Source organism: Arthrobacter sp. R4-81 (genome assembly GCF_054792365.1).
Genome location: NZ_CP096445.1, coordinates 2950821 through 2963125, shown reverse-complemented (window position 1 = coordinate 2963125; position 12305 = coordinate 2950821). Strand labels below are relative to the sequence as shown.

The following is a 12305-nucleotide window of genomic DNA, read 5'->3' as shown; positions in this document are numbered from 1 at the left end:
CAACCCTCAGCCGCCCGGAGCAGCTCTTCGGGAACTCCGGCGCAGCAGCATTATGCACGTCGATATGGACGCCTTTTTTGTCTCTGTGGAGCTCCGGAGCCGGCCTGAACTAGTGGGAAAACCGGTGATTGTCGGGCATCCTGCTGACAGGTCCGTTGTGCTGTCAGCCTCTTATGAGGCCCGCTCATTTGGCGTCAAGTCCGCCATGCCCATGGTTGTGGCGCAGAGAATGTGTCCCCGTGCGGTCATCATCGAGCCGCGTCACAAGCTCTACTACGAAGTCTCAGCAGAGCTGATGGGGATCTTCGAATCCATCACCCAGCTTGTGGAGCCGCTAAGCGTCGATGAGGCCTTTCTGGATGTCGGGGGTGCTATCCGGCGTCTCGGCTCACCCCGGGATATCGGTGAACTTATCCGGCTCAGGGTCAGGGAGGAGCTGGGCATTACCGCCTCCGTCGGAATTGCCGCCAGCAAGTTCGTTGCGAAGATTGCCTCCACGCGATGCAAACCGGACGGGCTCCTCCTTATCCTTCCGGAGGAAACCATCCCGTATCTTCACAGCCTCCCTGTGGATGCATTGTGGGGAGTTGGAGCGAAATCAGTCGAAGTCCTCGCCCGAATGGGCATCAGGACAGTCGCTGACGTCGCGGCAACCCCGGTGCAATCGCTCAAGAAGGTCCTGGGAGTATCCGGAGAGCACGTCCACCGCTTGTCCTGGGGAATCGACCCACGAGTGGTAACCCCGGTGAGAGCGGAAAAGAGCATAAGCGCTGAGGAGACTTTTGCCGAAGATACGGCCGACGACGCAGTGCTGCGGCGGGAGTTGCTGAGGCTTTCCCACCGGACGGCAGCGAGACTGCGCAGTGCGGGTTTAGTGGCCAGGACAGTGGCTCTGAAAATCCGGTTTGCAGATTTCTCCACCATTAGCCGCAGCCGCAGCGTGACCACACCCATTGACAGTGCCCAACTTCTTTACGGTGTGGCGGGTCAATTGTTGGATTCGCTCGGCAACCGCCCCATGTCCGTCCGGCTGATAGGGGTGCGCGCCGAACACCTTGAGGAAACAGGGCAGACGGCATTGCAACTCAGCCTGGACCGGAGGGAAGACAACTGGCGTTCCGCCGAGCAGGCACTGGACAGGGTGACCGGGAAATTTGGCAGTAAATCGCTCCTTCCGGCGCGGCTCCTTGGCCCCAAGGATCAACCGCGCTGATCCGCACTGGCGGACGCCTGTAAATACCACAGGTCCTTCCCCGGTATCTTTCAGAACCGGGCGCAACAAACTATCCTTAGAGGTACATAGATTTCGAACGTCTGGACATATTGAACTCTCAGCCTGAACCCTCCGACAGTCCCCTCGACCAACTTGATGTTCCCGGAATTCACCACAGAAGGTGGCCGGGAACCTCAGACGCACGTTGGACGTTGAGGGATGAGAGGCAAGGGCCGCGAACAGTCCCGACGCTGGCCGACTTAAGGAGGTCGTGATGCCGCTCTCGGAGCACGAACAGAAGCTGCTGGAGCAGCTGGAGAAGCAGCTGCATGAGGACGATCCAAAGTTTGCCAGTTCCATGGGCTCGGATCCTGGCAGAACATGGTCTACCCGGCACATGGTAATTGGCGTGCTGGCTACCTTGGCCGGTGTGCTGCTGCTGTTAATTGGCGTATCAGTGCAGATTATCTTCGTCGGGGTCCTCGGGTTCGTCGTGATGGGGGCGGGCGTCTATTTCGCCACCATGCGGAGATCAACCGGCAGTGCGAACGGCCGTCAAGGCCGAAAGCCGGGGAAACCCCGCAGCTCATTCATGAATGGCTTGGAAGAAAGGTGGGACGAGCGGAGACGCGGCGACTCCTGACCGTGAATCGCTGATTCCCCACTTTCCCCCACACCGCGTTTTGTGCGCTGGCGTAAAGGCAAGATAAAGGACCCGCAGAGTCGGGTCCTTTTGCTTTTAAGGCCTCCTGCCTCCGGAGGGGCTGTTTGTCCCTCCACTTCTCCCCATGCATGAAAAACCTCGGATTTCTGCGGAAGTTGCCCTTGACAAGCGCCGCACGCTTTGCCGTGTTGCGTTGACTGTGGGGGAATGTGGAGTAAAGTGGAGGATGTAAGAGGGTAGTGGCAGCACAGGGGACGTGCAGCTTCCGACGACAGACGGGCGGTGGGGCCAGGTGTTTCTTGGCACGCACTCACCACGTCTGGACGAAAAGGGGCGGATCATCCTCCCAGCGAAGTTCCGCGAGGAACTTGCCAGCGGCTTGGTTCTCACTCGAGGCCAGGAACGCTGCATCTACGTCTTCAGTGAGCGTGAGTTCGGAAGAATTCACGAGCAAATGCGGGAGGCGCCCATCTCCTCCAAGCAGGCTCGTGACTACATCCGGGTCTTTCTCTCTGGAGCCTCGGACGAGGTACCTGACAAGCAGGGGCGCGTGACTATTCCTCCCGCGCTTCGGGCATATGCAGGTCTCGGCAGGGAACTGGCAGTCATTGGTGCCGGATCCCGCGCAGAGATCTGGGATGCCCAAGCCTGGAATGAGTACCTGGCTGAGAAGGAAACCTCCTTCTCGGAGACCGACGACCCCATTCCGGGAATTCTTTGAGTCCCTGGCTTGGGCTCCCGGGCTCGAGTGACCCGATCACGTTTCTTGAACGAGATCTCCAGCCGCCCATCGGATGGTCCTCCTGGCTTACTTCCCCGAAGTCAGGCGGACAGGACGATAGGCGCGGATGGGGATCTGGCTCAAGAAGCACACGCAAGGACCATGGCAAGGAAGGACGAAGGTATGACTGATCCAGACCAGGCGAAACCGACGTCCGAACGCCACGTGCCGGTCCTAAGGGACCGGTGCATCAATTTGCTGGCTCCTGGATTCGAAGCAGCACGCCGCCGCGGTGAAACCCCTATCGCCATTGATGCAACCCTCGGGATGGGCGGGCACTCGGAAGCGATGCTGCAGCGCTATCCCGACCTCCACCTGATTGGCATAGACCGGGACGAAGAGGCACTCGCTCTTGCAGGTGAGCGGCTGAAGCCCTTCTCCTCCCGCACTGACCTCGTCCATGCCGTTTACGATGAGATTCCTGAAGTTCTGCAGGACCTTGGGGTGGTGGAAGTCCATGGGATCCTGATGGATCTGGGAGTTTCGTCACTGCAGCTGGACGAACGGGAGCGCGGATTCGCCTACTCCTTTGACGCTCCACTGGACATGCGCATGGATACCAGCCGCGGACAGACCGCAGCTGACATCGTCAACGGCTACAGCGAAGAAGATCTGGTGCGGATCATCCGCAAATGGGGCGAAGAAAAATTCGCGGGCCGGATTGCCAACCGGATCGTGGCCGCACGGGCAGAAAAGCCATTCGAGACCACAGGGCAACTGGTCGAGCAAATCCGCTCTGTGGTGCCCTCGGCTGCGGCGAAATCAGGGGGTCACCCCGCCAAGAGAACCTTCCAGGCTCTCCGAATTGAAGTCAATGAGGAACTGGAAGTGCTTGAACGTGCTGTTCCCGCCGCAGTGGAAGCGATTGCCGTGGGGGGACGTGTGGTGGTGATGTCCTATCACTCGCTCGAGGACAAGATCGTCAAAGCTGTCTTTCAGGCAGGTTCGAAGTCGTCAGCACCGCTCGGCTTCCCCGTGGAGCTGGAACAGCACAAACCCGAGCTCAAGACCCTGACCAAGGGCACCGAGGTGCCCACTGCCGATGAGATAGCCGAGAACCCGCGTGCGGCCTCAGCCCGGTTGCGCGCAGTTGAACGTATCAGAGCCAGGAGATCAGCATGAGCACCGCAGCAGCCAAGAACTTTCCAGTTGTCTCCGGCAGCTCTGCCCATTCCCTGAACCCCCGGTCGGTGACCGGGATTAAACCAGGCCAAGGAACCAAATCCCGGACGCCCCTGTCCGTTGTGCGCTCCATGCCGTCCAAACGACGCGCCCCATTTGTCGTATTGTGCTTCGCGTTGTTGGCAGCTGCGCTCATTTTGGTCCTTGTGCTGAACATCCAGGTCTCGACATCGCAGTATCAACTGGTGCAGCTCAAAAGCGAGCAGTCCAGCCTGATGAAGCAGAACCAGGATCTGACACAGCAGGTGCAGAATTACGATGCTCCACAAAACCTGGCAGCGAAGGCCACGGAACTGGGCATGGTTCCCTCGTCAGGCAAAGGCCAGATTGACTTGTCCAACCTGAGCGTCACCGGAAAGGCATTACCGGCGACCAAGGGGGCAAATCCCGGCGCCGTCATCGCCGCCCCTGCAGTTGCCGGTCAGCTGGCCGTCGTTCCGCCTGCAAGTGCGAATGAGCCGCTGGCCGTCCGGAAGCCGGATGGCGCGCCCAATGCAGGGGCTTCCGCTTCTGCGGCCCCTGGCGCAGCAGGGCCGCCCGCCCAGGCCGTAAGGCCACCTGCTCCGGTAGCTGCCGCTCCGGCAGCAGAGCTTCACGGGGGATCGGTGCCGGCACCGCAGCAGAAGACGCCCGGCCAGTAGAACATCCCGGCCCGGGCAGCCCAGACCACCCACGGATAACCAGCAAGGATTCGATTGTGGCGCGAAGCACCGGCAAATCGGCAGCCAAGAAAGTGGCGAGCCCCACCAGGCGCCTGCGGTTGGGTTTAGGCCTGATGCTCTCGCTGCTCCTTGTGGTGGGCGGAAAGCTGTTCCTGGTTCAGGGCCTGGACGCAGGGGGATTGGCCCAAGCCGCGCTGAACAACAGACTCAAGCCCACGGTGCTGCCCGCTGAGCGCGGAAGCATACTCGATGCCAACGGTACTGTCCTGGCCAGCAGCGTCATCCGCTACAACGTGGTGGTGGACCAGAAGCTCAACACCAAAACAGATTCGTTCCCCCGCCTCGAAACCGTAAACGGCGAAGAAAAGTATGTGGACGTATCCCGGGACCAGGGCATCTCCGAGCTCGCCGCCGTACTGGGCAGGGACTCAGAGGAGCTCAAAGCGGCACTCACGGGCGATCAGAGATATTACATTGTGGCCAAGGATTTGAAGCCGGATGTTGAAGACAGGATTTCCAAGCTGGGGATTCCAGGAATCGTAACCGAAGGAACCAGCAAACGTGTTTACCCGAACGGTCCGGTGGCTGGTGGAATCGTCGGATTCCTCAAGGACGGAACCACGGGGCAGGCCGGCCTGGAGCAGACGCAGGATGAGATCCTGAAAGGCACTCCGGGCAAGCGGCTCTTTGAAATTGGAGCCGATGGATTGAGGATTCCCGTCGGCGTGGACAAGTTCACTCCTGCCCAGGACGGCAAGGACATCAAACTCACCCTCAATTCAGACCTCCAGTACTTTGCCCAGCAGGCGATCCAAAGCCAGACTGACAAGCTCAGCGCGGAATGGGGCGTCCTCACTGTCCTGGATATCAAGACCGGAAACATCGTGGCCATGGCTGATACGAATGCTCCGGATCCTAACGACCCCGGAAAGGTTGATGCCAAGGATCGAGGTGTCAGGTCCGTTACGGCGGCGTATGAGCCGGGTTCGGTGGAAAAGATGATCACCGCGGCCGCCCTCATTGACGAGGGCAGGTCCAGCCCCCTCGAAAAGTTCACCATTCCGCCGTCGTACAGCGTGGACGGGCAGACCTTCAACGACTCATTTGACCACGGCACCGAGGACCGCACGCTGGCCGGGATCCTCGGCTGGTCCATGAACACAGGAACAGTAATGGCTGGTCAGCGGCTGACCAAGCAGGAACGCTATGACTGGCTCAAGAAATTTGGCATCGGCGAGGCTCCTGAAATCGGATTGCCTGCAGAAGCCAAGGGCATCCTGACCCCTGCTGACCAATGGGATGACCGGCAGCAGTACACGGTTCTGTTCGGACAGGGCGTCTCGCAGTCAACTCTTCAGACCGTCCGCGCTTACCAGACGATCGCCAACGACGGAGTGATGCTGCAGCCAAGGCTGATCGACAGTTACCTCAGTCCTGACGGCACTGAGGAAAAGGTGCCTGCCAAACCGGCACGGGAGGTCGTCTCCAAGGAAACGGCCCAACAGGTCCGGGACATCCTCGAAAGCGCCGTAACCGAAGGCCAGATCAAGGATGCGGCCATCGACGGTTACCGCGTCGGTGCCAAGACCGGAACGTCGGAGTCACCGTGCGATGACGGCAAGTCCGGCTACTGCGGCTACACCGCGTCCATGGTCGGAATGGCGCCGATGGACAATCCGCGGTTTATTGTTGAAGTGGTCCTGCAACGGCCCAAGGGCAGCATCTACGGAATCACCAACGGTCCGGTGTTCCGTTCCGTGATGAGCCAGACGCTGCGGACCTACAACGTCCCGCCATCCACCGGCGAGCCCGCCCGGTTGCCGCAGTACGCCAAGTAGCACGTCCACAACCGCATGTATTCGGGGGCACACTCTCTCGCCCGGGGTGTGATCAACTAGCACCAACGGAGATCACTTGTCAGAGCTCAATGCCCATGCCGCCAACACCGGCCAGAATGCTCCCGCTCGGGACAACACAAATCGGGACGAAACAAGCCGGCACAACACAACACGCGGCTCTTTCCGTCCAGCCTCCGTCAGTGCCGTGGCGCTTGGAAGCCTGGGGGAGGAAATAGGCGTGGTTGTCCCCGAGGCTTCGGTGGCCATCCCCGTCACGGGCATTTCCCTCAACTCACGGACAGTGGAACCTGGGGACGTCTATGTGGCATTGCCAGGCGCTACACGGCACGGCGCCGACTTTGTCGGGCAGGCCGTTTCCACCGGTGCCGTGGCGGTCATAACGGACGACGCCGGTGCTCGCCAGCTTGCCCTGTCGACAGACATCGATGTGCCGGTGCTGATCGCAGAGGACCCCCGCTCGCTGGTGGGCAGGCTTGCTGCCCACGTCTACGGGACCGGCGCAGGCAATGAGGGCACGCCCACCGTTTTTGGAGTGACGGGTACCAACGGCAAGACTACGACGACCTACTTCATCAATGCCCTCCTCAGGAGCCTTGGCATGACGCCCGGGCTGATCGGGACCATTGAAATTCTTGCCGGCGGCGATCCCATCCCCAGCCTGCTGACCACCCCGGAATCCACCGACGTGCATGCGCTCCTCGCGTTGATGCGGGAGCGCGGACTGGACGCAGTCTCCATGGAAGTTTCTTCCCACGCCGTTTCCTTCCACCGCGTCGACGGCGTCATCTTCGATGTCGCCGGGTTTACAAACCTCACCCAGGACCACCTGGACCTGCACGGCACCATGGAGGATTACTTCCTCACCAAAGCTCAGCTGTTCACGTCCAGGCACGCCGCGGCCGGTGTCATCACGGTGGACGATGAGTGGGGCCGGCGGCTCGCGAGAACGGCAGACATCCCGGTCGTCACGCTCTCCACGCAGGTTGGTCAGGGGGCCGCCTATGCTGACTGGAACGTGGTGGAAGCCGTTCCCCGCGGACTCGGCACAGGCTTCAGGCTCCAGCACCGTGATGGCAGGGAGATCCGGGTGCACACAGGATTACCCGGCACCTTCAACGTGTCCAACGCGGCATTGGCCGCCATCATGGTGCTCCAATCCGGCGTGGACCAGGAACGGCTTCAGCAGGCGCTGGACGCTGCTGACCCCTTCAGTACTTCGGTTCCGGGCCGCATGCAGCTCGTGGCGACGTCGCCGGCCGCCGTCGTGGACTTTGCTCATAACCCCGATGCCCTTTCACGTGCCCTGGAGGCGTTACGCCCGTCAACCCCTGACGCACGTCTGATCGTGGTTTTTGGTGCAACGGGGCAACGGGATAAAGGCAAGAGGCCTACAATGGGTGCCATTGCGGCGGGGTCTGCGGACATCGTCATAGTCACGGATGACGACCCCCACGATGAGGATGCAGCCGCAATCCGGACCGATGTCCTTGCCGGTGCGGCAGCCGCGAAAGAAGCTGAAGGGCTGGATTGCGCCATTATGGAGAGCTTCCCCCGCGATGTGGCGATACGGCAGGCAGTTGAACTCGCCCGCCCCCAGGACACAATCCTTGTTGCAGGCAGGGGGCATGAGGTCTGGCAGGAAGTACGGGGGGTCAATCTTGCGCTGGACGACCGCGAGGAACTCCGCGCCGCCTTGACAGCCCGTGGATTCTCGGCTCTCGAAGACCAGCGGATAGAGTCCTAAACCGAGATGATTGCATTAACTGCGGCTGAAATTGCCAACATAACAAACGGCCGCCTGGCCGCCGATCCCGCCATCAAGCCACTTTCTGTCGTGACTGATTCCCGCGAAGCCTCGCCCGGGTCCCTCTACGTCGCGAAGCCGGGGGAAAACGCGGACGGGCATGATTTCGCTGGCGCGGCCTTTGATCGTGGCGCTGTGCTCGCGCTCGTAGAGCATGACATCGCGGACGCCACCGGTAGGCCGTATCCCGCCGTCGTTGTGTCCGACGCCGTGCTTGCCATGGGAGCGCTGGCCGCGGAGTCCGTGCGGCGAATCCGCGCATACCGTGAGGCCGCGGGCGCCAAGCTGACGGTCATTGGCATCACAGGCTCAGCCGGCAAGACCACCACCAAGGACCTGCTTGCGGGGGTCCTGGCCACCGAGGGTAAAACGGTAGCGCCGCAGGGCTCCTACAACGGGGAGGTCGGCGTTCCCCTCACCGTGTTCAAAGCCGATTTCGAAACCCGGTACCTCGTTATCGAGATGGGGGCCACCGGAGTCGGGCACATCCGCTACCTCGCAGACATGGTCCACCCGGACATCGGAGTGGTCCTTGGAGTTGGAACAGCCCACGCAGGAGAATTCGGCGGCGTGGAGAACATTGCCAAGGCCAAGGGGGAGTTGCTGGAAGCACTTCCTGAGGCTGGTATCGGCGTGATCAACCTCGATGATCAGCGGGTGGCCGCCATGGAGAACCGGACGTCATCTTCGGTCCTGGGGTTCTCGGCACAGCCCGACCGGCAGGGCAGGAAGGCAGACGTACAGGCGGTCAACGCCGAAACCAGCAGCGCTGGAAATCCTGAGTTCCTGCTGTCCCTTCCTGGGGAAAGCCAAGGGTTTCCGGTGTCAAGCCAGCTGATCGGGGCTCATCACGTCACCAACCTGCTGGCCGCTGCCACAGCAGCCCACGCTGCAGGCATTGCCGGACCGCAGATTGCCCGTTCCCTCAGTTCACAGACGGCTGTCAGTCGGTGGCGGATGGAACGCACTGAGCGTCCCGACGGCGTTACCATCATCAACGACGCCTACAATGCCAACCCTGAGTCCATGCGGGCGGCCTTGAGGACCCTTGCGGACCTGGGGCAAGGGCGGCGCACCTGGGCAGTCCTTGGAGCCATGCTTGAACTCGGACCCGACTCGATCCGCGAGCACGCCGCCGTGGGCACGCAAGTGGTGCGGCTGAACATCTCCCGCCTTGTCGTGGTCGGCAGGGAGGCCCGGTCATTGTATGTTTCAGCGATCCAGGAGGGATCCTGGGGCGACGAATGTGTTTTCACCGAGACCGCCGATGAAGCGTACGATCTGCTCCAATCTGAACTCCGGCCCGGGGACCTCGTTCTCTTCAAGTCCTCCAACAGCATCGGACTAAGGCACTTGGGCGATCGGATAGCATTACCCCCACATGCTCCGGCAACTGCCACTCCAACCACCAACGAAGGGAGCGAACTGCTGTGATCGCACTGCTGATCGGCGCTGGCCTGGCCCTCCTGTTCGCATTGGTGGGTACCCCGCTGTTCATCCGCCTGCTCGTGCACAAGAGCTACGGCCAGTTCATCCGGGATGACGGACCCACGTCCCACCACACCAAACGTGGCACGCCAACGATGGGCGGAACGGTGGTGGTCTTTGCAGTCATCCTGAGCTATGGGCTGACCCACCTCATCATGTGGATGATGAATCCGCGTTCGCCCGGACCCTCCGCGTCAGCGCTGTTGCTCCTGTTCCTTGCCGTCGGCATGGGCCTCGTGGGCTTCCTGGATGACTACATTAAGATCTCAAAGCAGCGGAGCCTGGGCCTGAACCCTGCCGCCAAGCTCATCGGCCAGGGTGTGGTGGGCGTCGCGTTCGCCATCATGGCATTGGGATTTCCGGATGCGGACGGCGTCACCCCTGCATCAACTCATATTTCGCTGGTACGTGACATCCCGTGGCTTAACCTCGCCTTCGGTGGCACGGTCATCGGCGCTATTCTCTTCGTGATCTGGTCGAACCTGATCGTGACGGCGGCGACCAACGGCGTCAATCTGACCGATGGGCTCGACGGGCTGGCCGCGGGGGCTTCCGTGATGGTCTTCGGCGCTTACACCGTTATGGGAATCTGGCAAAGCAACCAGGCATGTGGCTCGCCACGACAGGCCGGCGCCGGCTGCTATTCGGTCCGTGATCCGTTGGATCTGGCCCTGCTCGCGGCCATCATGAGCGCTGCATTGGTTGGCTTCCTGTGGTGGAACACCTCGCCGGCCAAAATCTTTATGGGGGACACGGGATCGCTCGCCATTGGTGGAGCTGTGGCCGGCTTCGCGATCCTTTCCCGCACTGAACTTCTTCTGGCCTTCATTGGAGGCCTCTTTGTCCTGATCACGCTGTCAGTGATCATCCAGGTGGGCTATTTCAAGGCCACCAAGGGCAAGCGTTTCTTCAAAATGGCTCCGCTGCAGCATCACTTCGAACTCAAGGGATGGGCCGAGGTCACTGTGGTGGTCCGGTTCTGGATACTGGGAGGCCTATGCGTGGCCGCTGGCTTGGGAATCTTCTACGCAGAATGGGTAGTGCTGCTGTGAACGCGCTGATCCGTGGACTGAACCCCGCAGCCCGGTCAGCGAACCTGTTGAGGCTCAAAAGCCTTGTCAGCTGGGATTCAGACTGGGCCGGGCTCCGTGTCGTTGTCACTGGCATCGGCGTATCCGGTTTTGCGGCAGCCGACACCCTCATCGAACTGGGTGCAAGGGTAGTCGTCGTGGATGCCTCAACGAGTGCAAAGGCCCAGGCCCAGGCTGACACCCTGAAGATCGTCGGCGCCGTCGACGTCCTCCTCGGGGAAGATGCCGTTCAGTCCGTACCCAGGGTGGACGGCGCGGTACCTGACCTTATTGTTACCTCGCCCGGCTGGAGGCCTGACCAGGCCCTCCTGGCGGCTGCTGCGCGCGCGCACATCCCCATCTGGGGCGACGTCGAACTCGCCTGGCGGGTACGTGAACGCGCGGGGCGCAAGACGGCGGAGTGGCTTGCCATCACCGGCACCAACGGCAAGACCACCACTGTGGGACTGACAGAGTCCATGCTGCAGGCTGCAGGGCTGAAGGCCATCGCCGTGGGAAACGTGGGAACGCCCATCCTGGATGCACTCCGGGACCCCGTGGAATACGATGTCCTGGCCGTCGAACTCTCAAGCTTCCAACTGCACTGGAGCGAGTCAGTTTCCCCTCTCGCAAGCGTGTGCCTCAACGTAGCCGAAGATCACGTTGACTGGCACGGCTCGTACGATTCGTACCTCGCGGACAAGGCAAAGGTCTATGAGCGGACCCGGGTCGCCTGCATCTACAATGCCGAACAGGTCGAAACCGAAAGGATGGTTGAAAACGCAGACGTCGTGGAAGGCTGCCGTGCCATCGGTTTCACCACAACGACCCCTGCCGTCAGCATGCTCGGTGTGGTTGAAGGGCTCCTGGTAGACCGTGCCTTCATAGCCGAACGCAAGGACAGCGCCGCTGAGCTTGCTGCCCGATCCGATCTCGGCCCGGTTGCGCCGCGCCACATGGTGGCAAATGCCCTCGCCGCCGCCGGCCTCGTGCGGGCGTATGGTGTGGACGCGTCGGCAATCCGCCAGGGCCTACGGAACTACATCCCCGGCGATCATCGCATTCAGCTTGTGGCCCGCTATAACGACGTCCTGTGGATCAATGATTCCAAGGCCACCAACCCCCATGCTGCTGCGGCATCGCTGGGGGCTTTCCAGAACGTCGTTTGGATTGCGGGCGGGCTCTCGAAGGGCGTCAGCTATGACGACCTGGTGCGGGAAAATTCGCACCGCCTCAAAGCTGTGGTCCTCATAGGGGAGGATGTGGCTGACCTATCGGCCGCCCTAGAGCGACACGCTGCGGATGTTCCCGTGATCAGGGCTGAAACGGGTGACACTGACAATACGCAGACTGCCGGAACGGGTGGTGCCTCCACGGGTTCCGGGCCGAACTCCGGCAGGTACGTGATGGCGAAAGCCGTTGCGGCGGCGGCCCAGATCGCCTCACCAGGCGATACCGTGCTCATGGCGCCGGCGGCTGCTTCCATGGATCAGTTCTCTTCCTACGCTCATCGTGGCGACGCTTTCATCGAGGCCGTTAGCGAGCTCGTGGAAGGGCAGGCCCGGACCGGCGAGGAGTAGGA

General features: G+C 61.4%; 10 protein-coding genes. All 10 read left to right on the top strand.

The window, feature by feature from the left end; translation table 11 throughout:
- The first annotated feature begins 52 nt into the window (after positions 1 to 52).
- Positions 53 to 1213: a DNA polymerase IV gene (gene dinB, locus M1E05_RS13785; RefSeq protein WP_458114495.1), complete on the top strand. Its 1161-nt coding sequence runs from the start codon at positions 53 to 55 to the stop codon at positions 1211 to 1213.
- A 274-nt stretch (positions 1214 to 1487) separates the two neighbouring features.
- Complete coding sequence (locus M1E05_RS13780; RefSeq protein WP_458110878.1) at positions 1488 to 1856, top strand: DUF3040 domain-containing protein; 369 nt, start codon at positions 1488 to 1490, stop codon at positions 1854 to 1856.
- Positions 1857 to 2169: 313 nt separating this feature from the next.
- Positions 2170 to 2598, top strand: a complete 429-nt coding sequence (gene mraZ / locus M1E05_RS13775; RefSeq protein WP_247045223.1) for a division/cell wall cluster transcriptional repressor MraZ — start codon at positions 2170 to 2172, stop codon at positions 2596 to 2598.
- A 183-nt stretch (positions 2599 to 2781) separates the two neighbouring features.
- The gene (gene rsmH / locus M1E05_RS13770) at positions 2782 to 3780 is read left to right on the top strand and encodes a 16S rRNA (cytosine(1402)-N(4))-methyltransferase RsmH (RefSeq protein WP_458110877.1); all 999 of its coding nucleotides are present in this window, start codon (positions 2782 to 2784) and stop codon (positions 3778 to 3780) included.
- Positions 3777 to 4481 (top strand): hypothetical protein, encoded by a 705-nt coding sequence (locus M1E05_RS13765; protein WP_458110876.1) that lies wholly within the window; start codon positions 3777 to 3779, stop codon positions 4479 to 4481. Before rsmH ends, M1E05_RS13765 begins: the two co-directional genes overlap by 4 nt.
- Positions 4482 to 4537: 56 nt before the next feature.
- Positions 4538 to 6340 carry a peptidoglycan D,D-transpeptidase FtsI family protein gene (locus M1E05_RS13760; RefSeq protein ID WP_461163280.1) on the top strand — a complete coding sequence of 601 codons (1803 nt, stop codon included), beginning with the start codon at positions 4538 to 4540 and terminating at the stop codon, positions 6338 to 6340.
- Between the two features lie 205 nt (positions 6341 to 6545).
- Positions 6546 to 8105 (top strand): UDP-N-acetylmuramoyl-L-alanyl-D-glutamate--2,6-diaminopimelate ligase, encoded by a 1560-nt coding sequence (locus tag M1E05_RS13755; protein ID WP_458114494.1) that lies wholly within the window; start codon positions 6546 to 6548, stop codon positions 8103 to 8105.
- Between the two features lie 6 nt (positions 8106 to 8111).
- Positions 8112 to 9599 carry a UDP-N-acetylmuramoyl-tripeptide--D-alanyl-D-alanine ligase gene (locus tag M1E05_RS13750; protein WP_461163279.1) on the top strand — a complete coding sequence of 496 codons (1488 nt, stop codon included), beginning with the start codon at positions 8112 to 8114 and terminating at the stop codon, positions 9597 to 9599.
- Positions 9596 to 10705 (top strand): phospho-N-acetylmuramoyl-pentapeptide-transferase, encoded by a 1110-nt coding sequence (gene mraY / locus M1E05_RS13745; protein ID WP_458110873.1) that lies wholly within the window; start codon positions 9596 to 9598, stop codon positions 10703 to 10705. The genes M1E05_RS13750 and mraY overlap by 4 nt, the downstream gene beginning before the upstream one ends.
- Positions 10687 to 12303, top strand: a complete 1617-nt coding sequence (gene murD / locus M1E05_RS13740; protein ID WP_458110872.1) for a UDP-N-acetylmuramoyl-L-alanine--D-glutamate ligase — start codon at positions 10687 to 10689, stop codon at positions 12301 to 12303. The genes mraY and murD overlap by 19 nt, the downstream gene beginning before the upstream one ends.
- The last annotated feature ends 2 nt before the right edge of the window (positions 12304 to 12305 follow it).

Excerpts from the sequence above, each read along its gene's own strand:
- dinB (WP_458114495.1), top strand. The coding sequence starts at position 53 with ATGCACGTCGATATGGACGCCTTTTTTGTCTCTGTGGAGCTCCGGAGC.
- M1E05_RS13780 (WP_458110878.1), top strand. The coding sequence starts at position 1,488 with ATGCCGCTCTCGGAGCACGAACAGAAGCTGCTGGAGCAGCTGGAGAAG.
- rsmH (WP_458110877.1), top strand. The coding sequence starts at position 2,782 with ATGACTGATCCAGACCAGGCGAAACCGACGTCCGAACGCCACGTGCCG.
- M1E05_RS13765 (WP_458110876.1), top strand. The coding sequence starts at position 3,777 with ATGAGCACCGCAGCAGCCAAGAACTTTCCAGTTGTCTCCGGCAGCTCT.
- M1E05_RS13750 (WP_461163279.1), top strand. The coding sequence starts at position 8,112 with ATGATTGCATTAACTGCGGCTGAAATTGCCAACATAACAAACGGCCGC.
- murD (WP_458110872.1), top strand. The coding sequence starts at position 10,687 with ATGGGTAGTGCTGCTGTGAACGCGCTGATCCGTGGACTGAACCCCGCA.